25 protein-coding genes, 1 tRNA gene and 1 pseudogene are annotated in these 25,143 nt (G+C 47.8%); 14 read left to right on the plus strand and 13 right to left on the minus strand.

Going from position 1 to position 25,143, the window contains the following annotated elements:
• Window positions 1-110: 110 nt before the first annotated feature.
• The 5 genes from QUA07_RS13710 to QUA07_RS13730 all read right to left on the minus strand — a co-directional run bounded on the left by QUA07_RS13710 (window position 111) and on the right by QUA07_RS13730 (window position 4,219).
• Window positions 111-857 (minus strand): NAD(P)-binding domain-containing protein, encoded by a 747-nt coding sequence (locus tag QUA07_RS13710; RefSeq protein WP_333325988.1) that lies wholly within the window; start codon window positions 855-857, stop codon window positions 111-113.
• A 107-nt stretch (window positions 858-964) separates the two neighbouring features.
• Entirely contained in the window at window positions 965-1,894 is a 930-nt protein-coding gene (locus tag QUA07_RS13715) for an NmrA family NAD(P)-binding protein (protein ID WP_333325990.1), read from the minus strand.
• A gap of 155 nt (window positions 1,895-2,049) precedes the next feature.
• Window positions 2,050-2,796, minus strand: a complete 747-nt coding sequence (locus QUA07_RS13720; RefSeq protein ID WP_333325992.1) for an NAD(P)-binding domain-containing protein — start codon at window positions 2,794-2,796, stop codon at window positions 2,050-2,052.
• Between the two features lie 195 nt (window positions 2,797-2,991).
• Entirely contained in the window at window positions 2,992-3,720 is a 729-nt protein-coding gene (locus tag QUA07_RS13725) for a nitroreductase (protein WP_190663286.1), read from the minus strand.
• A gap of 22 nt (window positions 3,721-3,742) precedes the next feature.
• Window positions 3,743-4,219, minus strand: coding sequence for a MarR family transcriptional regulator (locus QUA07_RS13730; RefSeq protein ID WP_333325994.1), 477 nt, complete (start codon window positions 4,217-4,219; stop codon window positions 3,743-3,745).
• Window positions 4,220-4,798: 579 nt separating this feature from the next.
• Here QUA07_RS13730 and psb28 point away from each other — a divergent pair.
• From psb28 to QUA07_RS13745, 3 genes are all read left to right on the plus strand, one after another.
• Window positions 4,799-5,134: a photosystem II reaction center protein Psb28 gene (gene psb28 / locus QUA07_RS13735; RefSeq protein ID WP_333057059.1), complete on the plus strand. Its 336-nt coding sequence runs from the start codon at window positions 4,799-4,801 to the stop codon at window positions 5,132-5,134.
• A 186-nt stretch (window positions 5,135-5,320) separates the two neighbouring features.
• A complete protein-coding gene (locus tag QUA07_RS13740; protein WP_006632696.1) occupies window positions 5,321-5,827 on the plus strand; it encodes a MogA/MoaB family molybdenum cofactor biosynthesis protein in 507 nt (168 codons plus the stop codon).
• Window positions 5,828-6,104: 277 nt separating this feature from the next.
• Entirely contained in the window at window positions 6,105-6,965 is an 861-nt protein-coding gene (locus tag QUA07_RS13745; RefSeq protein WP_333325996.1) for a methylated-DNA--[protein]-cysteine S-methyltransferase, read from the plus strand.
• A 112-nt stretch (window positions 6,966-7,077) separates the two neighbouring features.
• Here the strand turns inward: QUA07_RS13745 and QUA07_RS13750 are convergent, their stop codons facing one another.
• The 4 genes from QUA07_RS13750 to QUA07_RS13765 form a co-directional block, all read right to left on the minus strand.
• On the minus strand, window positions 7,078-7,980 hold the full coding sequence (locus QUA07_RS13750; protein WP_333325998.1) for an alpha/beta fold hydrolase: 903 nt from the start codon (window positions 7,978-7,980) through the stop codon (window positions 7,078-7,080).
• 12 nt (window positions 7,981-7,992) lie between these two features.
• A complete protein-coding gene (locus QUA07_RS13755) occupies window positions 7,993-8,439 on the minus strand; it encodes an Mth938-like domain-containing protein (protein ID WP_333326000.1) in 447 nt (148 codons plus the stop codon).
• A 479-nt stretch (window positions 8,440-8,918) separates the two neighbouring features.
• A complete protein-coding gene (locus tag QUA07_RS13760) occupies window positions 8,919-9,242 on the minus strand; it encodes a hypothetical protein (protein ID WP_333326002.1) in 324 nt (107 codons plus the stop codon).
• Window positions 9,243-9,530: 288 nt separating this feature from the next.
• On the minus strand, window positions 9,531-10,481 hold the full coding sequence (locus tag QUA07_RS13765; protein WP_333326004.1) for a class I SAM-dependent methyltransferase: 951 nt from the start codon (window positions 10,479-10,481) through the stop codon (window positions 9,531-9,533).
• Between the two features lie 331 nt (window positions 10,482-10,812).
• Here QUA07_RS13765 and QUA07_RS13770 point away from each other — a divergent pair, with 331 nt between their 5' ends.
• Both QUA07_RS13770 and QUA07_RS13775 read left to right on the plus strand, forming a co-directional pair.
• Window positions 10,813-11,715: a hypothetical protein gene (locus QUA07_RS13770; RefSeq protein ID WP_333326006.1), complete on the plus strand. Its 903-nt coding sequence runs from the start codon at window positions 10,813-10,815 to the stop codon at window positions 11,713-11,715.
• Window positions 11,716-12,003: 288 nt separating this feature from the next.
• Complete coding sequence (locus QUA07_RS13775; RefSeq protein WP_333326038.1) at window positions 12,004-12,945, plus strand: glutathione S-transferase C-terminal domain-containing protein; 942 nt, start codon at window positions 12,004-12,006, stop codon at window positions 12,943-12,945.
• A gap of 151 nt (window positions 12,946-13,096) precedes the next feature.
• Here QUA07_RS13775 and thyD read toward each other — a convergent pair whose 3' ends face one another.
• Window positions 13,097-14,023: a thylakoid membrane protein ThyD gene (gene thyD / locus QUA07_RS13780; RefSeq protein ID WP_333326007.1), complete on the minus strand. Its 927-nt coding sequence runs from the start codon at window positions 14,021-14,023 to the stop codon at window positions 13,097-13,099.
• Window positions 14,024-14,171: 148 nt separating this feature from the next.
• Between thyD and QUA07_RS13785 the strand changes: the two genes are divergently transcribed.
• A complete protein-coding gene (locus QUA07_RS13785) occupies window positions 14,172-15,803 on the plus strand; it encodes a DUF3352 domain-containing protein (RefSeq protein ID WP_333326009.1) in 1,632 nt (543 codons plus the stop codon).
• Window positions 15,804-16,087: 284 nt separating this feature from the next.
• On the opposite strand, the gene QUA07_RS13790 is transcribed toward QUA07_RS13785, so the two are convergent.
• The 3 genes from QUA07_RS13790 to QUA07_RS13800 all read right to left on the minus strand — a co-directional run bounded on the left by QUA07_RS13790 (window position 16,088) and on the right by QUA07_RS13800 (window position 17,339).
• On the minus strand, window positions 16,088-16,285 hold the full coding sequence (locus QUA07_RS13790) for a hypothetical protein (protein WP_006632682.1): 198 nt from the start codon (window positions 16,283-16,285) through the stop codon (window positions 16,088-16,090).
• 196 nt (window positions 16,286-16,481) lie between these two features.
• A complete protein-coding gene (locus tag QUA07_RS13795) occupies window positions 16,482-16,898 on the minus strand; it encodes a tetratricopeptide repeat protein (RefSeq protein WP_333041347.1) in 417 nt (138 codons plus the stop codon).
• Between the two features lie 87 nt (window positions 16,899-16,985).
• A complete protein-coding gene (locus tag QUA07_RS13800) occupies window positions 16,986-17,339 on the minus strand; it encodes a HesB/IscA family protein (RefSeq protein WP_006632680.1) in 354 nt (117 codons plus the stop codon).
• A gap of 245 nt (window positions 17,340-17,584) precedes the next feature.
• On the opposite strand from QUA07_RS13800, the gene QUA07_RS13805 reads away from it, so the two are divergent.
• The 8 genes and pseudogenes from QUA07_RS13805 to QUA07_RS13840 all read left to right on the plus strand — a co-directional run bounded on the left by QUA07_RS13805 (window position 17,585) and on the right by QUA07_RS13840 (window position 25,128).
• Window positions 17,585-19,243 carry a DUF6930 domain-containing protein gene (locus tag QUA07_RS13805; RefSeq protein ID WP_333326012.1) on the plus strand — a complete coding sequence of 553 codons (1,659 nt, stop codon included), beginning with the start codon at window positions 17,585-17,587 and terminating at the stop codon, window positions 19,241-19,243.
• A gap of 122 nt (window positions 19,244-19,365) precedes the next feature.
• Window positions 19,366-19,620 carry a hypothetical protein gene (locus QUA07_RS13810; protein WP_333326014.1) on the plus strand — a complete coding sequence of 85 codons (255 nt, stop codon included), beginning with the start codon at window positions 19,366-19,368 and terminating at the stop codon, window positions 19,618-19,620.
• 4 nt (window positions 19,621-19,624) lie between these two features.
• Complete coding sequence (locus QUA07_RS13815; protein WP_333326016.1) at window positions 19,625-19,981, plus strand: type II toxin-antitoxin system PemK/MazF family toxin; 357 nt, start codon at window positions 19,625-19,627, stop codon at window positions 19,979-19,981.
• A 62-nt stretch (window positions 19,982-20,043) separates the two neighbouring features.
• The gene (gene zds / locus QUA07_RS13820) at window positions 20,044-21,480 is read left to right on the plus strand and encodes a 9,9'-di-cis-zeta-carotene desaturase (protein WP_333326018.1); all 1,437 of its coding nucleotides are present in this window, start codon (window positions 20,044-20,046) and stop codon (window positions 21,478-21,480) included.
• Between the two features lie 175 nt (window positions 21,481-21,655).
• Entirely contained in the window at window positions 21,656-22,102 is a 447-nt protein-coding gene (locus QUA07_RS13825) for an SRPBCC family protein (protein ID WP_015175311.1), read from the plus strand.
• Between the two features lie 106 nt (window positions 22,103-22,208).
• On the plus strand, window positions 22,209-24,200 hold the full coding sequence (locus QUA07_RS13830) for a serine/threonine-protein kinase (RefSeq protein ID WP_333326020.1): 1,992 nt from the start codon (window positions 22,209-22,211) through the stop codon (window positions 24,198-24,200).
• An 86-nt stretch (window positions 24,201-24,286) separates the two neighbouring features.
• A tRNA-Val gene (locus QUA07_RS13835) sits at window positions 24,287-24,360 on the plus strand.
• Window positions 24,361-24,523: 163 nt separating this feature from the next.
• Window positions 24,524-25,128, plus strand: a pseudogene (locus tag QUA07_RS13840) (Uma2 family endonuclease).
• Window positions 25,129-25,143: the final 15 nt, after the last annotated feature.

Raw genomic sequence — 25,143 nt, forward strand, 5'->3', positions numbered from 1 at the left:
CAAGCGTTCTAGGTCGGTAACACTGTTGTGTGGTCAGGTCGCACAATGAAAAGGGAAATGGCATATATGCCCTTCACTTTCCCTTTTGGTCTCACCGCAATTTGTGGCTTTTACATATAAATCACACGGTTCAGGCGAACCAGGAAATCGGCATCCGGATTTGTCGTAGTGTCACCAAGTCGCTCTTGTATCACTGCAACTGTTAAGTCCCGGCGCTTTGGCGATCGTGATGCGTCGGCAGATGCCAGTGCTGCCGCCATCTGTTCGCGCGTGAGATCCGTGCAATAGCAGGGCGTGCCTGGTTGCTGACGCCACGAATCGGCGAGCGTGCCCGCGTCGAAAGCATCAAGCCCGGTGTCTTCGACGAGGGCCATCGCCACGGAGCGATCGTTCTGGCGGTCAGCAGCCACAGGGATGGCTATACGGTCAGGGCTTCCAGCAGGCTTGCCCTTGGTGGCGAAGCAGCCAGACCCGATCGCATTCCACGCCTTGGCGATCGGTCGGCCTAGCTGTTGGGCCACCCAAAGGCTCTCAACCTGCCCGGCCTCGATAGCATCGATCTTGTCGTCGCGGTGGGGATAGTAATTCGACGTGTCAATGACGACTGTCTCGGCTGGTAGGTTGGCGATTAGCGGCGCGATTGTGGGAATGCGGTTAAGAGGGATCGAGAGGATCACCACTTCAACGTCCTCCACCGCTTGGGCCGTCGAGACCGCGCGTGCGCCCAAAGCCAGCACATCGGCCTCGATCGTCTCAGGGCCGCGAGAGTTGGCCACCTTCACGTCATGTCCGGCTGCACTGAGTTTGCGTGCCAAAGTCTTCCCGATATGGCCAGTGCCAAGAATGCCTATCTTCATAAAACGATTTCCTTGTACTGAGTAAGAGTCTCATTCCACTGCTGTACATCATTTGGGCCGGTCTTACCCGGAGTGAATTATACTCCCGCGCTAGTGATAAAAGAGGGTTATTCCGTGGGAGTTTCGTCGGCGCGCCGATCGACCAGATCGAGCAGTTCGGCCCGGTGTGCTGTCGCCCAAGCACGGAAACTGGTTCCGGGCCGACCCAGCAGATATGGGATGTCGTCGCGCACCGTGCCGAAATAGCCCAGCCGCCCGTCGGCCAGTTGTGTGCAGAATTCTATCGAGCTCTTGGCGTACCAGTCCTCGACCTTCAACCCGCCCGCCTTGAACAAGGCTTCCATGTCCGCTGGATGGCGCACGTCGCAGGTGATCGTGCGGCCCATGACCTCGCTCAACATGATGGCGAGTTCGGGCCCCGTCATCGTCTCGGTGCTGAGATAATAGTTCTTCGAGGCGTGGTTCTCGGGTCCGTCGCGCAAGACCTTGGCCGTGACCGCCGCAATATCTGTAACGGCGATGTAGCCGACCCGCTGCTCTCCCCAGAACACCGGGAACGAACCGCCCGTCGGCGGCGACACGTTCAACATTCCATCCATGAACATATTGGGGTGCAGATGCGTCCAGGGTATGCCACTGGCCTCGATGTAGCACTCGACCAGCGCGAACCAGGAGAATTTCGAGTCGGTGCAGTCGTCGTTGGCAAAGACGCCCTGATTGACGATGTGCTTCACCCCCGCCTTCTTGGCGGCGTCGACCAGCGTCTTGGTCTGGTGCGTCATGGCGATCGTGTAGCCGGTCAGGATATTGAGTCGATCGACACCGCAGAGCGCGGGCCCAAAGGTGCGCGGATCGTCGAGGTCGAACAGCACCGCGTCGCGACCTTCATTGCGAAACCGCTCCAAATCCTCCTGCTTGCGCACCCCGATACGGATGCGTGCGTCGCTCGGGTTTCGGTCGAAATCCTCCAAAATGAAGCGGCCGGTCTGGCCGGTGACGCCCATAAGGAAGATGAGTGGGCTGTTGTCGGTCGCCATGATTGCTCTCCGCTTGTTTGTGTGGATGTCGAACGGGAAGAGGCGTGGCGCGGCTCGACGATCGTGTGACGAGCCATGTCACGTCTCACTGTTGTGGTCGGTCTGGACGATCGGCGTGACGGGCGGGGAAGTTGTTCTCCAGCCCATGACCGCCTTCACATGAACAGCGCGCGGGTCAGGCGCACGGCATAGTCAGAATCAGGGTTGGTAGTGCTATCACCCACCCGCTCCACGATCGCCTCGATCGCAAGCTCGCGGCGCCTGGGCAAGCGCTCACGTTCCGCCGAGGCGAGCGCGGCAGGCATCTCCTCGCGGCTGAGGTCTGTGCAGTAACAGGGCGAGCCGGGCTGCTGGCGCCAGGACTCGGCAAGCGTGCCTGAATAGACCGCGTCGAGACCGGTTTCGTCGACCAGCGTCATCGCCACGTCGCGCTCCCGGTCGCCATCGGCGGCGACGGGGATTGCGATGCGACCCGCTGCCCCTGCAGGCGCGCCCTTGTCGGCGAAGGATGCGGACGTGATCGCGTTCCATGCCTTGGCAATTGGGCGACCGATCTGCTCGGCGACCCACTCGCTCTCGGCCTGCCCGCCTTCGATCGCCACAATTTCGCCGTCACGCTTGGGATAATAGTTGGACGTGTCGATGACCACCGTTTCGGCGGGCACGTCTGCGAACAGTGGTGCGATCCGGGGGATGGCGCCAAGCGGCGTGGACATGATCACCACATCAACCCGTGTGACCGCCTCCGCGGAGGTGACCGCACGGGCACCGTTCTTGAGGATGTCGATGTCGATTGTCTCTGGGCCGCGAGAGTTGGCTACCTTCACGTCATGTCCAGCAGCACTGAGTTTGCGTGCCAAAGTCTTCCCAATATTGCCAGTGCCTAAGATTCCGATGTTCATGTTGACTTTTCCTCCTGTGGCGCTATCGATAATGATGCGCGTAATCCTTTTAAGTGGGGTTGCTTTAGTCAGCCAAGTGCCGGATTGTATGCTTTAGTCAGCCAAGTGCCGGATTGTAGGACACAAGCGCGGCTTTTACTTCTGGTCTGTGGGTTACGTCTGTTAAATGACCAATCATCTGAGGAAGAACATTTTTTAATGGTGAAAGGTCACGCTTTCTGAGACGGGAACGCGCCCCATCCGAACACTGTTGACTGGTGCTGTGAAGTCTGGATAGCCAAACGCAATGGCAAACATCAGCTTGAGTTCATCGGAGATACCCAAATATTCGCGGATGGTCTGTGCAAAAAAGCCAATGGCGGTCTGCGGAATACCTCCTAAACCGCGCGCCGTCAGAGACAACAAAAACGTCTGGCCATACATTCCAATGTCACCGCCAACGCGCACATTATCTCCAAAGGAAGGCATGAAGAGCAGAGCGACATGAGGTGCACCGTAGAAGGTGTAATTTTTTGCAGCGGCTTTATGACGCGCGATCTTGTCGCCCCGCGCCACACCCATCGCCTCATAAAAGGTTTTGCCGTGTTCAATTCGGCGTTCACTATAGGCGCCATAAAAGCACTCCATATCGAAGCTAAAATCCGGCGTGAAATTCTCCGCTTCGTTTTGCTCGGTTAGAATGCGGCCCAATTCTTTGATCTTTTCGCCCGAAACGATGTGTGTGTTCCACGGCTGCGTGTTGCAATTCGATGGAGAATATTGTGCATCTTCCAAGACTTGCTTTATTTGAGCGTTAGGGACGGGTGTTGGTAAAAATGAGCGGAATGAGCGGCGCGCTCGAACTGTCTCTTCAAAAGAGAGCGTTTGTGATGGTTCATTTTCTAATTCAATGAGACCGTTTGAAAGGTGTGTTGCGTTTGACATCGTGAAACCTCAAAAGATGGTGTCAGTTGGAAGGTGGTTCGTGGTCGAGAGCCTTGGCCGAACGGGGATGACCTAGCCCGTTCAAGGTGTCGCGAAGCTCGGCAAGGTCTTCATCGGAGAGACGGCAGGCCGTCTCGATCTTTTCAGGGATCGAGCACGCTGCCTCGCGGAGTGCCTCGCCCGCTTCTGTCAGCTCGATAAGAACGCGGCGTTCGTCCTGCTGGTCACGGGTGCGCGTTACCAACTTCGCGCTCTCAAGGCGCTTTAAGAGGGGCGTCAAGGTTCCGTTCTCCATACCGAGCTCTTGCCCTACTTCCCCAACAGTGCGCGGGGTTCCCTCGTAGAGAGCGAGCATGACCAGAAACTGAGGATAGGTCAGCCCCAAAGGCTCAAGAAAGGGCCGATGAAGCCGAATGACGCGGTTCGACGCACTATAGAGGGCAAACGAAAGCTGCCTCCCCACCTGTCGCCGTTGGTTGATGTTCGAGTTGTTATCCATTTAAAAATCTAGTCAACAACTATTATATAGCACACTACATAATAGTTCGATACCTATAATTCACTTTTTTTCTGGGTTTTCTGTGGCGACCCCTATAAGTGCGTGTTTCATAGGGCGTGAAATTGGCGTTTCGCCAGCTTTGGCTTGGTGAGGCGCTTGAGCATGAGGCGGATCGTGGACACATATACGAAGGCTTCTGAGCTAGGCGGCACCGCCTCATAATCTTTGCTCAGAGGCCGGTTGCGACCCAGCTAGGCGAAAGTGCGCTCTATTTCCTTCATCTTAAGAAGCCTTCTCTCAATATCGATGCTTTTTTTCTCCCTTATGCTTAACCCGAACTCAGGTTAGATTATCTTGTGGAGTGGGCCGGAGAACCCGCCCTGAAAGGATTATTGAGAATGGTGCAATATCTCAGAAGAACCAACCCATATCCCCTCGCCCTTGCCTTTGATTGCCTCACTCTCACGCACTCTCACCCGCTTCCACTCTCCCAAGTCTTGATTTGCGAGTACCCGAATCGTTTTATGATTAAACATTAAGAAATTAAGTAAGCAATCCTTAAGGTTCGACTGTCAAATTATGGCTAAAATTCAATTTTCTCGGGGTATAGACGAAGATGCTGTGCCCGAAGTGCGCCTAACCCGTTCTAAAACGGGAGCTCAAGGCACTGCCACGTTTATCTTTGAAAATCCCAAAGCTCTCAGCAGCACCAGTACCGAAGACATTACTGGAATGTACATGATCGACGAAGAAGGCGAACTCCTCACTCGCGAGGTTAAGGCTAAGTTCATCAACGGTCAGCCTGCTGGTTTGGAAGCTCTTTATCTAATGAGAAGTCCCGAAGAATGGGATCGATTTATGCGTTTTATGGAACGCTACTCGGAATCAAACGGCTTAGGATTTAGCAAGGCATAATTGATGGGGAATAGGGCATGGGGTATGGGGCATGGGGTATGTGGCATTGGTTATTGGTTGTTAGTTATTTGATAATGAATAACTAACAACGAAGAAATAACAACTAACTAATGACTTCTTCGCTTTTCCCTCTTCCCTCTTCCCTCTTCCTTCTTGCTTCTTCCTTCTTCCTTCAACATCTGTTATATGACGCAAATTCCTCACCCCGACTTATCTAAAATAACCGTAAACTGCGCTATCATTACTGTTAGCGACACCCGCTCGGCGGAAACAGACAATAGCGGCTTGTTAACTAAGAAGCTGCTAAAAGATGCGGGTCACTCTGTGGTAGCTTACACTGTTGTTAAAGATGATGCAGCCAAAATTGTATTGCAAATGCAGGCTTTTTCCCAGCGTGAAGATGTAGATGCAATCATTTTTAACGGCGGCACGGGCATCGCTCCCCGAGATACGACCTATGATGTGATGGAGAGTTTGCTTGACAGGATTTTACCAGGATTTGGGGAAATATTTCGGTTTTTGAGCTATCAAGAAATTGGTTCGAGGGCGATCGCCTCTCGCGCAGTTGCAGGCGTCTATCAAGGCAAGTTAGTCTTTTCTCTTCCGGGCTCTAGCAATGGCGTGAAACTAGCTGTGGAAAAGCTAATTTTACCGGAATTAGTTCACTTGGTGACGCAGTTGCGCGGAGGATGAGAGCGAAAGTTCGGTTAATTTATTGACAATCAAGCAATTTGGTTACAAATCGTCCGAGGCATCCGTGGAGTGAGAAAAAAGCTTTTAATCCTCATCGCAAGCCCCCGGTTTGATCGGTGAGGTCGCTTTGTTCAATCTCTTCAATCTCTTCAATCTAAAATCTAAAATCTAAAATCGACTGACTGCATTCACCGCAAGAAACGGGTGGCTTTGAGCCTAGTATATGGCTAAAGTAAGGAAACATCAAAATTCCCCTGACTTAGACTAGATGATTTCGATGCAGAATGCCAGTGTCTATGCTAGCGAAGATTATCACCGGATTGCTCGGGCGATCGCCTTTATGCGACAACACCACCTAAACCAGCCGAATCTGGCAACTGTGGCCCAACACATAGGACTAAGTGAATATCATTTTCAACGGCTATTTACTCAATGGGCCGGCATTAGTCCCAAGCGGTTTTTGCAATATCTGACAGTTGAATATGCCAAGTCAAAAATCACTCAGACTAAAAGCTTTCTAGACCTAACATTGGACGTGAGACTATCAAGTCCCGGACGATTACACGATTTATTTGTGAACTTAGAAGCAATGTCACCAGGGGAGTTCAAAGCAGGCGGAGCAGGTTTGCAAATTCGCTATGGCATTCATGATACCCCCTTTGGCAAATCTGTAATCGCGACAACTGCCCGCGGTATTTGTAATCTTTATTTCTTGGATACAACAGACGAACAAACCGCCGAACAAAGACTGCAGTTGACCTGGAAAAAAGCTGAAATCATTCGTGATGAGCAAGCCACTCAATCATTGCGTGACCTGATTTTCACTTCAGAAACTCTCAGCGAGCAAAAATCACTAACGCTCTTGGTAAAAGGCACTAACTTTCAGATTCAAGTTTGGCGAGCACTTTTGCAATTGCCATTTGGGGCGATCGCAACTTATCAGACTATAGCTCAAATGGTAGCACGCCCAACTGCTGCTAGAGCTGTAGGAAATGCGATCGGTAACAATCCTATCGGCTATCTAATTCCGTGTCACCGTGTCATTCGAGAATCTGGAGAACTCGGTGGGTATGGCTGGGGAGTAGAGCGTAAAACAGTCATGTTAGGTTGGGAAGCTAGTCATACAATTTGCGATTGATTATCCTTTTGGTTTGTTGGCGTGGCAATTATGAACCGCCCGGTGCAGACCCGCACGCCCGGTGGTTTAGGAGGGAAGAGCTAAATACCCTTCTCGACCCGATTATGCAGCCCTACTTGAGACTCCGATTGTAGAAATCAGCAACTTTGTCAACGTAAATCTTGGGGTTGGTATTGTAGCTTTCTGGATGTTTCTTCGCATTGGTTTCCCAGTATTCGGCTGAAGGATATGCTCCTCTAAGTTGACGGGAGTTTTCTATAGGAGTATAAGGATCGATCGCACTATGAATAATCAAAACTGGTCTAGGGGAAATACGACCTATCTCCTGCACTGGCGTAGAAGAAGTTAGATCATATCCAGTCAACAAATGTCCAAACATCATGGTAGAAAGAAGAAATATCCCAGGTAATCCTGAAGCTGACTGCCAATGCTTCTGAATAATTGGATAAACCTCAGCGTAACCACTGTCAGTGACCACTGCTCCGATGTCAGAGTCATCTGCTGCTGCTCCAATTACAGTAGCAGAACCCATTGAAAAACCTAAAACCCCAATCTTTTTTGGCTTAAAGCCCCTGATTTTAAGCCAATCCACTGCTGCAATAACATCTCGCCTTTCTGTAATTCCAAAGGTGAAACGAGAATCAGCACTTTGCCCATGTCCTCGCAGATCGATCATAAGTATCGAAAAGCCTTTTTGATTCATAGCTGAACCAAACTCGGCAAACTTTCCAGCAAGCTCACAAGTCCGACTGGAATTCAATCCATGCACTAAAATTAATACCTTGTCTGTTGCTTGTTCTGGAATAAACCAACCAGCAATCTCCACGCCATCAGGTGTACGAAATGTTACATTTTCAGGAGGAACAGCAAAAACAGATGCTTTAAGAGGGTCAAAGCATCTGTTTGGCTTTGAAAGAGTATGTCCTGCATAAGCGGAGATGCCGAAATAGCCAACCACTAGAAATGCTGAGATACCAGAAGCTAACTTGATAAAAAGAGGCTTTTGGGCTTTCATCTATTTTGTTACCTAGTTCTTGCAGATTATTTTCAGCGAATGTTCGATAGAATTTCCTGGCTGCATCGGTACCGCGTTAGCAAGTTGAGTGAAATATTCCCCGACCTTCTTCCCTTGTTGCATTAAATTGTTGAAAAGGTCTACAGCCAATTTGGTAGGCCCAATATAATACTCAATACCTCTTTGATTCAGCAGTTCTTCAGTTTCGGGACAGGTATGTAGCATGAGTTCCATACCACGTGTCAAAACCATAAATTCTATACCTTGCTCTAAAATTTCTTCGATATCAGCAGGTTGAATACCTGGTTGGTGACGAGTACCTGTGAGTCTCCAATCCCATTCCTTAGAACCTCCAGGCCATACTTTACAATCTTTGAATTGACAAGTTTGGCCGTCAGTGGTTACTTTAATACGTCCCCAAGAGATATGAGTAATCAGGCTTTGATGACAATTGCTCATAATATTGTGTATTTATAAAAAAGATAAACAAAAGACATTTAACTAATGTAGATAGGAGCGCCCAACCGCTAAATTGAGATGCCCCCATTAACTTTAGTTAAACTGAAATTATCTCTATTCAGTAAATCAAGGCTCGTTTACAAACATCAAGTCCTTGAGTTAAGCATTCCTCTCGCCACTTTCGAGATATGGGTGCAAACATTTCTACCAACAGATGTTTTGTCCATTCATAGTTCTGGTGTGACTTACGCTCAGAAACCCGGTTTCTACCCTATGTCGATAGACCGAAAATAAATTTTATGGTCAAGGTCAATCTACACTAAAAATAGTGGGTTTCGCTAGCTTTCTAATCATATTGTTTCCGGTTGCATCAGTATTGTTCAAATATCCCAACAGTCAGTTGTCAGGAAATCATAATTTTACTCAACATTCAACAATCATCTCATTCGTGCAACCGGAATCACTATCACCAAGATAGGTTATTCGATGAAAATCCCAGCAACTTTGTCTCCATTCATAGTCATGTGTGCCACAAATTCATCTCCACCATCTTCAAAACTCAGCTTCCACAAATAAATCGGAAAATTACCTTGTTTTATTTCACCAAAATAATTAATTGAGTATCCCTTTTGCAGGCGGGAAGCAAGCTGCTCGCTAACATCGTCAAACATTTTTTGTGTAATGCTCGCTTTGTAGCCTGCATCACCGACTGTAGTAAAAAGCTGGTAATTTTTCGATGCTGTCGCATCCAAGATAACCTGCAAACAATCGATGACGTTTTGAGAGGGGTCGGTCGGGTTCATGCTCATGTCCTTCTTTTAGGGTTCTATCAAAATGTCTAACAAATGGCGCTGTGAATAGCTTCTACGGCTGTCTAATATCAAATCCGGTAGCATCGCCATTATTTATCAGTAGGGGGTGCGAGCGCAGAAATTTTAAAATCCACAGATTAGACTATTTACACTCACCCACCGCCCCAAGGATTGAATAATATCTATGCAACTTTACCATTTATAGCAGTTTTCAATCGAATTAAATAAAGACAGCGTTAGACACGGCACTGCCGTGTCCTACCCGATATCTGTACTTCACTATACTGAAAATCGCTCTATTGCCTCAGCAACAACAGTGCGGTGTCGGACTGTATTGCAAGTAATTGTCGGCTGTGCAAAACCGGAATCTACCAAAGCTTGCTCAATATCCAACCCAAAATACTGATCCAAATAAGGCTCCGTACTCTTGAGCAAAGTCAAAATATAAGGAGGCATTTTGGCATACACTTCCGACTGAGGATTCATATCCATAATTGTCAAATGTCCGCCAACACGTAGCAAACGCCTCGCTTCCCGGAAAATTTCTCTCGTAGCTTTCTGTGGCAATTCGTGACAAACTAAACAAATAGAAACTAAATCAAAAGCAGCCGCAGGCAAACCAGTAGATTCAGCAGCAGCGTGCACCCAAGTGGGAGATTTGTGATTTAAAGATTCAGATTCTCGCTGTTGGGAACGGTATTTAGCAACTGCTAAAAAATAAGGCGACAACTCTACCCCAGTCATCTTCGCTTGCGGGTAAATATCCTGAAGGGCAAAGGTACTCAGGCCCACGCTGCATCCCAAATCAACAATATCCTGCGGTGAAGAAGCAATTTTAGATTTGATGACTTCGTGATAGCTGGCGCGGAGTTTAGCATCGCCTTCTGCACCTGCTTCCGGCCAAATTGTGGCGTGAACTGTACGGGCGGCCACTTCAACTTCTGTAGCAGCTTCCCAACTCATATTACCTTTTTCATAAGCGTGGAATGATGTTAGATAATATTTCGGGTAAACAAGATCGGGATTTTGAACGCTGAGCAATTCTGCATCCCAATTCCGGGACAAAAGTGCTTGGGATTCTTGTCGCCAATGCACTCCGATTTTTTCTCCTCTTTTTATCATCATTTCCCGCGCTTGGTGCTTGGCTAGATTAGCCAAAGGCTTGATGGAAAGGACGCCATTTACTAAGCGCGAGGCTAATCCCGGAGTTTTCTTAACTGCAACCGTCATGTTTTATGTTTTTCTATTTTGCGCCACTTATTTTAACACGCTTAGGCGATTTTGAGTCGGTTAATATAATGAAATTTAACTTTATGCTGGCGAGTGAAATGCAAATGTTTGGTGAAAAAGACTTTTTTTAATGAACCGCAGAGGGCGCTGAGAACGCAGAGTTAGAGAAGAGAGAAAAGATCAGAGTAGGGCAAAAGTGGATCGGGTGGTATAATATTTATTTGTGCTTACCTACTTCCTTCTGGGGAATTCATCGGGAATCTGGAATCGGATTTGCCGAAGTTGGAGTATTTGGAAGAACACTTTAAATCGGGCTATTCAGGAGTTTGTGATGAGCAAATCTATTGTGGAATTGGTTGACAATTTGCCGTCTGGTGGCGTCACTGTGATGATGCTCAAATCCCTCGATTTTGTGGTTCCGGGGGAGTGGCATAATCTAACTGGTTTTGAGAATACTATTCAAGCGGTGACAGGGGAAACAAAGCGCAAATTAGTTGATAAAATTCGCGATCGCGCGATCGAGCTTTACGCCAACCCCAACGAACCCTATCAAGGCGTAGTCAGGCTTTACCAGTTAGCAGACAGCGCCGACAGTGCGTTAGGTGCAACGGCTATGGCGAATAAAATCGGCGAAAACATCGGCTTTCTTTCCTTTCTCAACCGCCTCACTCCCAAAGCTGACACAACTCAAACGATCGACTTGTGCGTCAAAGTGGCGATCGAGCTAATTGCCTTCTGCAAACTTAACAATATTTCCCTTGACAATGTGGGAAGCTTTGGTAATTATTTATCCCATTACAAAGGCGAATCTCTGATGCGGATGGCTGCATTAGTTTGCGCTGACGGTTTAATTCCCCTTGGCCCGGACTTCATTCGAGTAGCACAAAATACCCTAGGCGGATTGAATCCTTCAACTTTGCAGCACAACTCAACATTCCAAAATATCAGCAACCTAATTCCCGGCGCAAATAATTCACAAAAGTTCGGATTTGTGACAACAACTTTCGCCTCAGCGCAAGGTTGGATGAACAATTTAGTACAGTCTCGCGGCTTAACTCCCGCCATAGTTTTAGGCAATCTCAAGCAATACGTTGATGTTACCGATGACAAATTGGATTATGTGGCCGCGTTTTTAGACATGACTACCAATTATTACGAACATACGGGAATTCAGACGGTTGCTCGCCGATTGATCGATCGAGCTTATGCTGAAATAGCCTCTGGCAGATCCTAGAAAACTCGTCGCTCATCATTCTCAAGAACAGGCAAGATGCCTGTTCCACAAAAATTAAATTTTATTGTGGGCCGTTGCTCCTAGCCCGCCCTGAAGGCGGGAGTGCATTATTAATTGCTGAAACCATTGCTTAGTTTGCCTTCTTCCTTCTTCCTTCTTCCTTCTTCCTTCGGCTGTGAGTTAAAATAAGCAGATTATGTTTAGCAAACCTCTTTTAATCGCATTGTGAAAAACAAATCACTTCCTTCATCCGTAACAGTCAAGCTAGGCAAATTTGTCTGGACATCAATGTGGCAATTAATGATGTCCAAACTAGCGCCGCCCGATCGCACCGGAGCATACATTCGCCCCACCAGCAGTTTCCGCAACTTTGTCAGCACTGCACCAGACAACCCTCACGGGCCCGCTGCGGGACGGTATCGCCTCTTCGTGGGTACGGGATGCCCTTGGGCGCACCGCACTCTGGTGACGAGGGCGCTCAAAGGGCTTGAAGATGCGATATCTGTGTCTCTTGTCTATCCCTCTGAAGGGGGAATGTGGGTGATGGAGTCGCAGACTTTTGGCTGCAACACGATGCCCGAACTTTACCAGTTGGCTTTACCGGGCTATCAGGGGCGGTGTACGGTGCCGGTGCTGTGGGATGACTCGAAAAAGGCGATCGTCAATAACGAGAGTTCGGAAATTATTGTGATGCTAAACTCGGAGTTTAACGAGTTTGCTAGCAATCCTCAAATGGATCTTTATCCTCTGGATTTGCGATCGCAAATTGACGAGTGGAATGAGAAGATCTACCAATCGGTGAATAACGGCGTTTATCGCTGCGGTTTCGCGCAATCTCAAGCTGCTTATGACTCGGCTTGCAGTGAATTGTTTGCTGTTTTAGACGAGATCGATCGATCGCTCTTGAGGAGTCGTTACCTGTGTGGCCATCGGGTGACTTTAGCAGACGTGCGGCTTTTTACTACTCTATTCCGTTTTGATGCCGTTTACTACAGCTTGTTTAAATGCAATGTGCGCCGCATTCAAGATTACGAGCATTTGGGAGCTTATCTGCGCGATTTGTACCAGTTACCGGGAGTTGCGGGCACTTGCGATTTGGAGGCTGTGAAGCGCGATTATTACGGCAATTTGTTCCCGCTGAATCCCGGCTGCATTATCCCCGCTGGACCCGATCCGGCGACTTTGCTCAAAGCTCACGATCGCGCAGGGCTCAGAAACCGGGTTTCTTAACTTAATCTTGATTAGGATGCCAGAATTATCGCAGAAACCCGCTTGGATTATCTGCGTGGGCATCTGAAACCGGGTTTCTTACCAAAATCGGGCGTGAAGATGCCAGAATTATCGCAGAAACCTGGTTTCTTGGACAAGGAGGATGTGACTTCTAACTTCCCGATAAAATTTCTTCGAGTGCTAATTTCAGCGTCGGATATTGATATTGAAAACCGCTAGCTAAAGTTTGTTTCGGCAACACTTTCTGCCCTTCCAAAACAAGTTTTGCCCCGTCTCCCAACAGCATTTCTAAAGCAAAACCAGGCACCGGCAACCAAGAAGGCCGCTGCAAAACTTCCCCTAAAGTTTGACACAATTCATTCATCCGCACCGGATTAGGTGCTGTCGCATTCAAAACGCCTTCAACTTGCGGATTTTGCAAAGCGTACAAAATTAAATCAACCACATCCTCGCGATGAACCCAAGAAAACCACTGTTTTCCTGTCCCAATCGGGCCGCCTGCAAATAGTTTAAAAGGTGGCAGCATTTTTGCCAACGCGCCTCCCATTCCCAAAACTATCCCCAGCCGCAAAATTGCTAGCCGCGTTCCCGCATTTTTTGCAGGTTGGGCTGCTGCTTCCCAGTCTTTGCAAACTGCTGCTAAAAAATCGTTTCCCGCGAGGCTCGTTTCGTCAAATTCAGCGGTTTCGCTGGTTCCGTAATAGCCGATCGCCGATGCGCTAACAAACACAGATGGTCTAGGATTAGCATTGACGATCGCTTCCACCAATTTTGCCGTCGTCAGTTTGCGACTGTCGAGAATTTCTTGCTGGCGCGCCTCCGTCCACCTTTCCTCAGCAATCGGAACCCCAGCTAAATTTACAACACCATCGCAGCCCGGGATCGACTTTTGCCAATCACCAGACTCCGCAGGAGTGTAGGCGACAACTTCCAAATTCGGATAAGCTGAAGCGGGAAAAACTCGGCTAGCCTTCGCCGCATCCCTGCTCAAAACCACCACTTGATGTCCCGCAGCTTGCAGCTTCTCCACCAGCCGGCTACCTACAAATCCCGTTGCTCCCGCGATCGCTACTTTCATCTTTTACCAATAATGCACAGTTCTAGCAGTTTAGACGATCGTCCAAACTTGTTTTGAATTATACAAAAATAAACAGCAGCCTCGATCGCCTCCCCACAAGCTTTCTGTATTTTGATTAAACTGATATGGGACGCGAGGAAAACAAACCATGCCTGCAAAAAAATCAAAGCTTCTAATTGCTGCCTCCATCGCCGCAGCAGGTAGCGCTGCGGTCTACTTTTACTTCCAGGGTTTGAGCCAACAAGTATCCAACCCTCAAGACAGCGCCAAAGTTGTGCCCGACGAAGCAATGATGGCCGCGTTTATCTCCCCCAATCCCCAAGCGTTGGCCCAGTTGCAGCGATTTGGCACGCCAGGAGCTCAAAAGTTGATCGGTCAGGGTTTGAAGGGCTTTCAAGAACAAAGCTTGGCAGGCACTCAAATCGACTTTGACAGGGACTTAAAGCCTTGGTTAGGGGGGGTGATGGTCGCTTTGCTGCCCCCTGATGCTGCGACGAATACAGAGCCTCCAAAACTGCTGGTAGTAGTCAGCGTAAAAAATAAAATTAGCGCTTGGAATTTTGCTAATAAATTAAAATCTCAGCCCGGTGCAACTACTCAAGAAACCGAGTATAAAGGAGTTAAAATTTTTGAGATTGCAGAGCCAACTGGCAAGCGCTACAGTGTGGCTTTGCTGAACGACCAATTAGTGATGGCTCCTTTGAAAAAGCCTGTGGAATTGGCGATCGATACTTTTAAAGGAGAACCCTCCCTCGCTACGCAGCAGAGCACAACTAAGTTTTTTGCAGAGAGTGCTGGTGTTAAGAATCCGATCGCAACTGTTTATATTGCTGACTATCCGGCGGCAATTGAGCAATTGAAAGCTAATTTGCCCGCAGATATCCAGTTGCCTTGGACAGTGTTTTCGCAGTTCAAACAGGTCAAGTCTTTGGTTGCGGGAATTGGGGCGGATAGTGCGGGATTGAGGGTAAAAACTATTGCTCAGTTAGACCCTAAATTCGTGCAGCAAACTCCACAATTCGCCTCGAAATTATTGCCCAGATTTCCTGGTGAAACTCTTGCTTTAGTCGGCGGCAAGGGAATCGATCAAATTTGGTCGCAAGCAACCGCTGAGGCACAAGATAGCCCGGAAGTTGACAGGGGAGTTCAGCAGGTGAGGAATAGTTTTAAGCGGTTGGATTTGGATGCGGATCGAGAGGTTTTTGGTTGGATGAATGGGGAATTTGCGATCGGGGCGATCGGTTCCAATCAAGGGATTTTGTCTCAGTTGGGGATGGGGGCGGCGATGATTTTTGAAACTAGCGATCGCCCTGCTGCCGAAGCAACTCTGAAAAAACTCGATGCGATCGCCAAAAGCAATCCTACAGTCAGTGTCGCCCCTAGACAAGTTCAAGGCAAAGAAGTTACGGAGTGGCAAATACCCCAGCAAGGAACTTTATTCGGGCACGGTTGGCTGAATGAAAATTCTGTATTTGTAGCTTTCGGCGGGCCTTTAGTTGATGTGATTACTTCGACGCCACCCCAGCCGTTAAGCAGCAGTCCGAGTTTTCAGGCGATCGCTACTTCTTTACCGCGGGCAAACCAAGGTTACTTTTACATAGATATGGAAAAAACCATGTCTTGGGCTAACCAATATTTGCTTGCAGTACAGCCAAATTTAGTTTCACCGCCCGTCGCTGAATTGCTGAATTCTCTCCGAGGAGTTAGCGTAGCCACAGCTTCTACACAACCAACAACTGCTGAGTTGGAGATGCTTTTTGCCTTGAAATCTAACCGGTAATTTTTCCTCCTATTCTTCTATCCCTTAATATCCTTTCCGGTTGCATCGGAATAATCACATCGAGTCAACAGTTAACACTCAACCATTCAGTTTTTCGACCTGCCCGTCAACAGTCAACAGTCAACAGTCAACAGTCAACAATTCCGGAGGAGTGCAACCGGAATTGATATAAATCCCGTACACGACTTCGTGGCCGGAGTTTTTTCTGACAAAAAAAAGATGCTGCCCTCAATGGAGGGCAGCTACTCAAATAAAGCATCTTAAAGTCTCTCACAACTTCAGAATTAACCTTCAGACATTCCTGATTTATTCGGCAATTGCAAATCATCCGGATCTACGTAGTGACAAACTGCTTTGTCCATGCAAATCAAGGCCCAGCCGGATTTATCGATGCTCATCAACTTGTAAGAAGCTGGCTGAATAAAGAAACCTTTGTGGTTGCGGGTTGCTGGTTTGATGTTAACGTGGCTGTCAGTGCTCATGTTTTTACAACTCCTAGTATTATCCTAATAAAATCTGAAAACCGCTGAGCGGATTTGGCAATCGTCTAAGTTTTCAAATACTAGCACTGACTTCCTGAGTTTTCCATAAAGTTATTTATTGATTTATTACGATATCGTAATAAACCGCAAAACCGATTTCGTCGATCCCCGCCCAAAAATCGACTTGTTTGCGTGGTTACGGCTCCAGAAGCCACTGTTTAACGCGGGCGAGACTCTTCCAGTCGGGTTTTCTCTTTAATCCTTCTTCAAAATTTTTTTTAACTTCGTCGAGCAACTCTTCCGAAGCCATGAGAAGTTGCTGAGCCACTTCGACGTGGGGGCGCACTCCTTTGTCTTTGAGATCGAGGATCGCTACTGCTAGGTTGATGCGAGCTTGGGGGTCATGAGGGTTCAATTTAACGGCTGTTTTCGCTGCCTTTTGAGCCGGTGCAGGTTTATTTTCCAACAGGTAGAGCCACGCGAGGCTAGCCCAGGCATTGCCATTTTTGGGAGCTTTTTCGCACACTTCTTTAAACACGGGGATCAGATTAGCCGGGGCTTCGCCAGCTTGGTAGCGATCGAAACCGTCTTTAAACAATTCTTCAGGGGTCATTCGATTTCAGATTTTAGATTTGGGATGTTGCACGGAAAAGGGCATGGGGCAGTTAACAACTTTCTGCCCCATGCCCTCTTTTCCGATTTATGTAGAAAAAGAACTGCCACAACCGCAAGTTTGAGTTGCGTTGGGGTTAGTAAACTGAAAGCCGCCCCCGATCATAGCATCGCTGAAGTCGAGAACTAAACCGTAGAGATAAAGAATGCTCTTGCGATCGCAAACTACCTGAAAACCGTCGTAGTCGAACACTTCATCGTCGGATTTCACGGTGCTTGGATCTGCGAAATCCATCACGTAGGACATTCCAGAGCATCCGCCCTGGCGCACCCCTACCCGCAAGCAGAGGTCTTTACCTTGTTTTTCTCTCAGGGCTAAAACTTGACGGACAGCAGAGTCCGTCATTTGAATGCCGCGCTTTTCAGAAATGGCTTGAGTCATAATTTGCCGAACTCCTGAGACTGTCTAATGCAAAGAGTTTAATCTTATTGCTCCATTGTACAGGCATTCGCCAGAAGGCATTCGGTTAGATGCTGAAGGCAGAATTTTTAGCTTCTAATTTTTAATTCTTGCGGGGCCTCGTTCCCAAGCTCGATGCCCTCTCCCCCTATAGGGTTTATGATTGATAAGCAGCGGTTGACCGGCTACCGGCACCGCAACAATGCTTCACCCAACGGGCTTACTCTATGGCAGCGCTGAATCGCACTACTCTTCGTCGGCTACAAAACTTACCTCAAATTCCCAGCGTGTGGGAGGGCGATCGCCGACCCTTATCTAATGCTGACTCGCACATGATGCTAGATGACGATGACATTCTAGAAGGTGGTGGCGAGTGCATTCTCTGGGTCGATGGCTCCGAGGGAGTCGTGAGGGCTATGGACATGGTAGGCCCAGATGCCGGCCCAGAGGCGATCGTCCGGGCACTGCTACGGGCAATGGAACATCCCCAAAGTCCGGCTCCCGCAGTCCGGCCCCAAAAAATAGTAGTCAAAAACCGAGAAATTCAATTTTATCTGCGGGGCGTACTTCAAGATTTAGGCATTTCCATTGACTACGTGCCGGAATTGCCCCTAATTGATGAAATATTTCGCGGCATGGAAGAGGTCGCGATCAACAGACCTCCTGAGTTGCCTCCTCAGTATGCTGAAGTTTTAATGGAAAAAGCTGCTCAAATTTGGCAAGATGCTCCGTGGCGGACTTTGAGCGAACACCAAATAATATCTATTGAAATCAATCAGTGGGATGTCGCCAGCCTCTACGTGTCCGTATTGGGGCAAGGCAGAATGGATTACGGAGTTTTACTGTACCGTTCTCTAGAATCCTTGAAGCGGTTTCGAGAACGAGTCGTCAATGATGAATCTTTTGAAGATTTAGAACAGGCTTTTTTAGGGCAAGACTGTTTGTTTCTGACCTTTGAAAGTGCAGCAGATATTGATGAGGACGACGACGACGACGAAATTGATTTAGCCGATTTGCCTCCATCGGAAATTGAACCAAATTTCGGCAACCTACATCCTTTAGAAGGATTGCGATCGATTCTTTACGAAGAAGAAGCCCTCACGATGTTAGTTGCTCTCGAAGCATTTCACCGCTTTTTCCGCAACGGTCGCCGGAAATTGGGCTCAGACACTTTTCCCAGTCTTAGCAGCCGCTACCGCATCCCAGTGCCGCAGGCTGACGGAGAAATTCAACAGGTATCAGTTAAAGTTTCCACAATGCCCGAAGTGTCAGACGAATTATTACAGATGCTCGGTGATGACGATGATGACGATGATGACGATGATGACGATGATGAATTTGACAAGCCACTGCTACGGGACGATTTAGTACCGCAAAATTCATTTTTGAGTCTCGGCGCCGTACCTTGGGAAACGGTAGAGTTCCTGCGCCAAAGTGTCCAGTTTCACCAAGGTGCAGAAATTGATATTAATACCGCCGGAGATGGTTTGCCGGTGGTGATGATCCAAACTTCTCATCCGAAGGCAAAAACTATGATTCAGGATTTGAAAGAAGCTGGAGGCGTGAAGGGGATTGGTTTTAATCCGGGCGAAAATCCTTTTCAGGATGAGCAATACGACTTGGGTATTTTGCAAACAAAAAATGGGGAGCTGTATTTGTTTGGAGAATTTAATGAAGACGATCCGGTGCATAAGGAAGCTCGCAAGAAGTGGGATCGCCGCTGTAAATTAACCAACGGTTGGTGCGGTTTGATTATTGCTAAAGGGTTGATGGGTGCTTCTCGCGGTCAGCCTCAGTTTAAGGATATGATCGCTTTGCTTGAGGTGCGCTGGGTTTCTGCTAAAGACTTGGGAATTGGGCCACTTCAGTTGATGCCGATGTTTTGAAGTTAGTTGACTGTTGACTGTTGACTGTTGACTGTTGACTGTGGTGAGAAGAAAGAGGTAAAAGTAATTTGTAAGGTGCGCCACAGCGCACCCTCGTTTTTAAATTATTAAGGAGAATGATTATGTCAAATTCTACTCAAAAGCGAGAAGTGTTAGTCGCCCTTGATGCTGAATTAGCTGATAAAATAGACCAATTTACTGATAATTGGACGGAGGCGATCGAGCAGGCTCTCCGTCTCTGGTACGCTAAGCAAATAGAAGATAAGTTGCGGAAGTTTTATCAAAACCGCAGCCAAGAAAATATTGAGTTTGAGGAAGAATGGGCAACATTTGCTCAGGAACAAATGGAAGAAATTTTAATAGAGGAAGGTCTTTGAGACAATGACAGAAACTTATCCGCGACAAGGCGAAGTTTATCTTGTTAGAGCTTTGCGAACGATCGGAGATAGCAAAAAGCGTCCTGTTGCTGTCGTTTCCATAGATAGCCGGAATGAATTGAGCCCTACTGTACTGATTGTCCCTTTTACTAGCAATTTGAGAGGGGGCGAAACTCCGACTAGGGTTTTGATTTCTGCTGGTGAAGGAGGGTTAGAATCTGACTCGCTGGCTGTCTGCGACCAAATTCTAGCTGTCCAAAAGACTTATCTGGAACAAGGCCCTTATGGTCAACTTAGTGCCGATGTCCTAGCAAGAATTCAGAGGGCTATACAAGTGTCGATCGGCATTTACGAACTTTAATAATATTTCTGATATTCTAAATTTTGTTACAATTTGTAAAAATACTGTAAAGGATAGGTAAAATGCGGGTTGCGATCGCAGGTGCGGGACTGGCTGGAATGACCACAGCAGTCGATTTAGTGGAGGCCGGCCACGAAGTAGAAATTTTTGAATCCCGCCCCTTTGTCGGCGGCAAAGTCGGAAGTTGGGTAGATCCCGACGGCAATCACGTTGAAATGGGTTTGCACGTCTTCTTCGGCTGCTATTATAACTTATTTGCTCTGATGAAAAAAGTGGGAGCTTTTGACGATTTGCTCCTCAAAGAACACGTCCACACTTTTATCAATCGAGGCGGCGAAACCGGTTCTTTAGATTTTCGCTTTCCGGTGGGTGCTCCTTTGCACGGATTGAAGGCATTTTTCACGACATCTCAGCTATCCGTACAAGACAAAATTCAAAATGCGATCGCCCTGGGAACTAGCCCGATCGTCCGGGGTTTGATAGACTTTGAAGGAGCAATGAAAACTATCCGCGATTTGGATAAAATTAGCTTCGCTGACTGGTTCCGCAGTCAAGGTGGCAACCAAAACTCGCTCAAAAGAATGTGGAATCCGATCGCCTACGCACTGGGTTTTATCGACACTGAAAATATTTCAGCCCGGTGTATGTTGACAATATTTCAATTCTTTGCATCAAAAACCGAAGCCTCTGTCATGCGGATGCTAGCTGGTTCTCCCAACGAATATTTGCACAAACCAATTGTGGAATATTTGGAAAAGAAAGGAGCAAAAATTTACACGCGGCGCAGAGTAAGAGAAATTCAGTTTGAAGAAGGCGAAGAAACCCGCGTAACAGGCTTGGTAGTAGCTAACGGCGAAACCGAAGAAAATATTACCGCAGACGCTTACGTTTTCGCCTGTGACGTGCCCGGAATTCAGAAAATATTGCCCCCAGCTTGGCGCAAATGGTCGGAATTTGACAACATTTATAAATTAGATGCTGTGCCGGTGGCTACAGTACAATTGCGGTTCGACGGTTGGGTAACGGAACTCGAAGACGAAGCCAAGCGCAAACAGTTGAGCCACGCTGTAGGGATCGATAATTTGCTATATTCAGCAGATGCAGATTTTTCTTGTTTTGCAGATTTGGCGCTGACAAGTCCCAAGGATTATTATCAAGAAGGAAAAGGTTCGCTGTTGCAATTGGTGCTGACACCGGGAGATCCGTTTATTAAACAAAGCAATGAGGCGATCGCCCAACACGTACTTAAGCAAGTTCAGGATTTATTCCCGTCTGCGCGGGAATTAAACATGACTTGGTACAGTGTAGTTAAGCTCGCTCAATCTTTGTATCGCGAAGCACCAGGAATGGATGTTTTCCGCCCTGCTCAAAAAACTCCGATCGCCAATTTCTTTCTAGCAGGAAGTTACACTCAGCAAGACTACATTGATAGCATGGAAGGAGCGACACTTTCAGGCCATCAAGCCGCTAAGGCAATTCTCGAAGCTTACAGTCATTAGTCATTGGTCCTCTCTCGTTTTCTCTCGTTCCCAGGCTCGGCCTGGGAATGCCGATCAGGAGGCTATGCCTCCAGTATTCGAGAGGAAAAGCGAGGCGGAGCCTCTGGATCTGCGTTACCAGGCATAGCCTGGTAACAAGAAACAAACAATTCTTCAATCTAAAATCTAAAATCCCATGACTGATTGGTTAGAACACAGTGTTCAAGTAGAAGTAGCAATTCCCATCGAATTAGCGTGGCAACTCTGGTCAGATTTAGAGCAAATGCCGCGCTGGATGAAGTGGATAGAATCTGTTCATGTTCTCGAAGAAGATCCAGAATTGTCTCGCTGGAAACTCGCAACTGGCGGGTTAGAATTTAGCTGGCTTTCTCGGATTCTCAAATTAGTGCCGAATCAGATAATTCAGTGGGAATCGGTAGACGGTTTGCCAAATCGAGGTGCGGTAAGATTTTACGATCGCAAAGACAGCAGTATCGTCAAGCTGACAGTGGCTTACGGAATTCCCGGCTGGCTGGGAAAATTGATGGATAACCTATTTCTGGGCCGCGTGGTTGAATCGACAATTCAGGCTGATTTGGAAAGGTTTAAAGAGTATGCTCTGAAAGTAAAAGCCACATCTTAAATTCTGAGGACTAAAGTCCTGTGGTTTTTAATTGTAACGCGAGAGTCGATCGCCCCCCGGCCTCAGTATCATAGAAATGTGCTGCTGATTCCTTCTCGGTTCAGTTATGAGTTATTGCCTAAACCCCGCCTGTCAAAACCCGCAAAATGCCGATCGTACCCAATTCTGCCTGAATTGCGGCTCCAAACTGTTGCTCAGAGAGCGTTACCGCGCCATCAAACCCCTTGGGCGCGGCGGTTTCGGCCGCACTTTTTTAGCAATAGACCAAGACAAACCCTCAAAACCGCGCTGTGCAATTAAACAGTTTTTCCCGCTATCCCAAGGTACCAGCAGCAGCGAAAAAGCAGCAGAATTATTCAACCGAGAAGCGGTGCGGCTGGACGAGTTGGGGAAACACCCGCAAATTCCCGAACTGCTGGCGCACTTTCAGCAGGAACGCTATCAGTATTTGGTACAGGAATTTATAGAAGGTCAGAATTTACAGGAAGAGTTGGCGCGGACTGGGCCTTTCAGCGAAAGTAAAATTCTCAGTCTGCTGAAGGATTTATTGCCAGTATTGCAGTTCGTGCACGATCGCAGTGTAATTCACCGAGATATTAAACCTCCCAATATTATCCGCCGTCGCATTTCTCAAACTCCCATCATTTATACTTACCCCACATTAACCGGGGAATTAGTTTTAGTTGATTTTGGCGCTGCAAAAGTTGTGGAGGGTTTGAGACAAACCGGTACAGTCATCGGTTCTCCCGAATTCGTGGCACCGGAACAAATTAGAGGTCAAGCGGTTTATGCCAGTGATTTGTACAGTTTGGGGGTAACTTGCATTTATTTGCTGACTCAAATATCTCCTTTTGATTTGTTCGATATCAATCAAGATGCTTGGGTTTGGCGAGACTTTTTGAAGGTTCCAATTGATCCGAAATTAAGTCGCATCCTCGACAAAATGATCGAATCGAGTCTCAGTCGGCGCTACAAATCTGTAGCTGAGGTATTGAAAGATTTGCAGCCACAGCAGTCGGCGGGGGCGGGCACGATGCCCCCGCCCCTAGCAGCGCCTAAAATTCCCATGCCGCAGAGAACGCCTGTGGTGCAGAATACAGTGCCGCCAACGGTTGCAGGCACCATTTTACCTGTGCCGCCGATGCAGCGGGTTGTACCCGCACGCGGCCCTACTTGGAGGTGTGTTCATACTCTGGTAGGGCATTCTAATGCTGTCACGTCGGTAGCTTTCAGTCCTGATGGCGCGACTTTAGCTAGCGGCAGTGAGGACAAGACCATTGAGATGTGGAAGTTGGATGCGGGTAAGCGGTGGTACACTCTCACGGGTCATTCTGACTGGGTGACTTGTGTGGCGTTTAGTCCTGATGGCGCTACTTTGGCTAGTGGCGGCCGTGATAAAACAATTCAAATTTGGGATTTGAATAAGGGTAAGTGGTGGTACACTCTCACGGGTCATTCTGACAGGGTTTATGCTGTGGCGTTTAGTCGGGATGGTCAGGTTTTGGCTAGCGGTAGTCGGGACAAAACTGTGCAGTTGTGGAATTTGAATAAGGGAAGGCGGATGTCGGCTTTGACTGGTCACGCTGGCGGGGTGGAGGCGGTGGCTTTTAGTTCTGGCGGGGAGTTTTTGGCTAGCGGCAGCCGGGACAAGACTGTGCAGTTGTGGGATTGGCAAAATGGTCGATCGATTTGTACTCTGGCGGAGCACGGGGATTGGGTGCGGGCGATCGTTTTTGCGAGCCCCCCCTTGGTAAGGGGGGGAGTAGGAGAAGGATTGATTTTGGCGACGGGGAGTCGGGACGGTACGGCGAAGCTGTGGCGCGTGGATGCACAGGGGCGAGGGACGCTGTTGCGAAGTATGAGGGACAATTCTGGGGATGTTTTGTGTCTGGCGTTGAGTCCCGATGGTCGGGTTTTGGCGACTGGGAGTCGGGATGGCACGATTTATTTGTGGGATGCGGGTACGGGGGGTTTGTTGGAAATTCTGACGGGCCACGGGGGGGAGGTTTTGTCGGTGGCGTTTAGTGCTGATGGGGGAAGTTTGGCTAGTGGTGCGGGCGATCGAACTGTGAAGATTTGGCGGGGGATTGGGCATTAGGGGCGATGTCAAGAGTGTCCGTCTAAAAAATCTTATATTTATGCTTGACAGGCGATCGAATGTTCTGCTACATTAGGAATTCGTGAGGACGCATAGCTCAGTTGGTTAGAGCACTACGTTGACATCGTAGGGGTCACTGGTTCGAGTCCAGTTGTGTCCATAAATTTCATTCATTTATAAATCAAGGGTTTTAGGTTTGCCCTCCTACCGAGAGTTTTGTCTTTCGCTCGACAATTAACCTATTAGTTAGATCATGAATTTAAAAATCTGACGCACCCTACTGAATCACAATCAAATGATATTAGAGGATGGGAGACTTTACCATGACTGAAGCGATATCTAAGTTCAGGAGTTTTGATGAATTTCTGGAAGGAAAACCAGAAAACGGACGTTATGAATTACATAACGGATTTATGGTTTAAATGCCAAATCCAACTGGTAAGCATTCATCCAGCGCGGGTTTTCAATCGATAGAATTGGGTTTAGAAATCAGGCGATTACAACTTCCTTTATTCCCAAGAAATGTACAATTAAATTTAACGATAACTCTGGCTACGATCTCGATGTGATTGTATTAGATAAACAAGCCGTTGAAGCCAATGAGTCTTGATGGGAAAGAGAATCAGTTATTACTCAGGGAAATTCGGTTCAATTAGTTATTGAAGTAGTCAGCACAAATTGGCGTGATGATTATGCACATAAAATGATTGATTATGAAGCATTAAGCATTCCTGAATATTGGATTGTAGATTATTTGGGCTTAGGGGGTAGCCGTTATATTGGTTATCCCAAACAGCCGACTTTATCGGTTTATCAGTTAGTAGATGGTGAGTATCAAATTAAGCTGTTTCGGGGAGATGAAAGAATTGAATCAGCGGTGTTTCCAGAGTTAAAGTTGACCGCTAAGCAAATTTTTAACGGTGGATAAGTGCTGAGGCGATCG

This window comes from Microcoleus sp. T3_A4, from assembly GCF_036700465.1.
Classification (GTDB): domain Bacteria; phylum Cyanobacteriota; class Cyanobacteriia; order Cyanobacteriales; family Microcoleaceae; genus Microcoleus.

Excerpts from the sequence above, each read along its gene's own strand:
- QUA07_RS13710 (WP_333325988.1), bottom strand. The coding sequence starts at position 857 with ATGAAGATAGGCATTCTTGGCACTGGCCATATCGGGAAGACTTTGGCA.
- QUA07_RS13715 (WP_333325990.1), bottom strand. The coding sequence starts at position 1,894 with ATGGCGACCGACAACAGCCCACTCATCTTCCTTATGGGCGTCACCGGC.
- QUA07_RS13720 (WP_333325992.1), bottom strand. The coding sequence starts at position 2,796 with ATGAACATCGGAATCTTAGGCACTGGCAATATTGGGAAGACTTTGGCA.
- QUA07_RS13725 (WP_190663286.1), bottom strand. The coding sequence starts at position 3,720 with ATGTCAAACGCAACACACCTTTCAAACGGTCTCATTGAATTAGAAAAT.
- QUA07_RS13730 (WP_333325994.1), bottom strand. The coding sequence starts at position 4,219 with ATGGATAACAACTCGAACATCAACCAACGGCGACAGGTGGGGAGGCAG.
- psb28 (WP_333057059.1), top strand. The coding sequence starts at position 4,799 with ATGGCTAAAATTCAATTTTCTCGGGGTATAGACGAAGATGCTGTGCCC.
- QUA07_RS13740 (WP_006632696.1), top strand. The coding sequence starts at position 5,321 with ATGACGCAAATTCCTCACCCCGACTTATCTAAAATAACCGTAAACTGC.
- QUA07_RS13745 (WP_333325996.1), top strand. The coding sequence starts at position 6,105 with ATGCAGAATGCCAGTGTCTATGCTAGCGAAGATTATCACCGGATTGCT.
- QUA07_RS13750 (WP_333325998.1), bottom strand. The coding sequence starts at position 7,980 with ATGAAAGCCCAAAAGCCTCTTTTTATCAAGTTAGCTTCTGGTATCTCA.
- QUA07_RS13755 (WP_333326000.1), bottom strand. The coding sequence starts at position 8,439 with ATGAGCAATTGTCATCAAAGCCTGATTACTCATATCTCTTGGGGACGT.
- QUA07_RS13760 (WP_333326002.1), bottom strand. The coding sequence starts at position 9,242 with ATGAACCCGACCGACCCCTCTCAAAACGTCATCGATTGTTTGCAGGTT.
- QUA07_RS13765 (WP_333326004.1), bottom strand. The coding sequence starts at position 10,481 with ATGACGGTTGCAGTTAAGAAAACTCCGGGATTAGCCTCGCGCTTAGTA.
- QUA07_RS13770 (WP_333326006.1), top strand. The coding sequence starts at position 10,813 with ATGAGCAAATCTATTGTGGAATTGGTTGACAATTTGCCGTCTGGTGGC.
- QUA07_RS13775 (WP_333326038.1), top strand. The coding sequence starts at position 12,004 with ATGTGGCAATTAATGATGTCCAAACTAGCGCCGCCCGATCGCACCGGA.
- thyD (WP_333326007.1), bottom strand. The coding sequence starts at position 14,023 with ATGAAAGTAGCGATCGCGGGAGCAACGGGATTTGTAGGTAGCCGGCTG.
- QUA07_RS13785 (WP_333326009.1), top strand. The coding sequence starts at position 14,172 with ATGCCTGCAAAAAAATCAAAGCTTCTAATTGCTGCCTCCATCGCCGCA.
- QUA07_RS13790 (WP_006632682.1), bottom strand. The coding sequence starts at position 16,285 with ATGAGCACTGACAGCCACGTTAACATCAAACCAGCAACCCGCAACCAC.
- QUA07_RS13795 (WP_333041347.1), bottom strand. The coding sequence starts at position 16,898 with ATGACCCCTGAAGAATTGTTTAAAGACGGTTTCGATCGCTACCAAGCT.
- QUA07_RS13800 (WP_006632680.1), bottom strand. The coding sequence starts at position 17,339 with ATGACTCAAGCCATTTCTGAAAAGCGCGGCATTCAAATGACGGACTCT.
- QUA07_RS13805 (WP_333326012.1), top strand. The coding sequence starts at position 17,585 with ATGGCAGCGCTGAATCGCACTACTCTTCGTCGGCTACAAAACTTACCT.
- QUA07_RS13810 (WP_333326014.1), top strand. The coding sequence starts at position 19,366 with ATGTCAAATTCTACTCAAAAGCGAGAAGTGTTAGTCGCCCTTGATGCT.
- QUA07_RS13815 (WP_333326016.1), top strand. The coding sequence starts at position 19,625 with ATGACAGAAACTTATCCGCGACAAGGCGAAGTTTATCTTGTTAGAGCT.
- zds (WP_333326018.1), top strand. The coding sequence starts at position 20,044 with ATGCGGGTTGCGATCGCAGGTGCGGGACTGGCTGGAATGACCACAGCA.
- QUA07_RS13825 (WP_015175311.1), top strand. The coding sequence starts at position 21,656 with ATGACTGATTGGTTAGAACACAGTGTTCAAGTAGAAGTAGCAATTCCC.
- QUA07_RS13830 (WP_333326020.1), top strand. The coding sequence starts at position 22,209 with ATGAGTTATTGCCTAAACCCCGCCTGTCAAAACCCGCAAAATGCCGAT.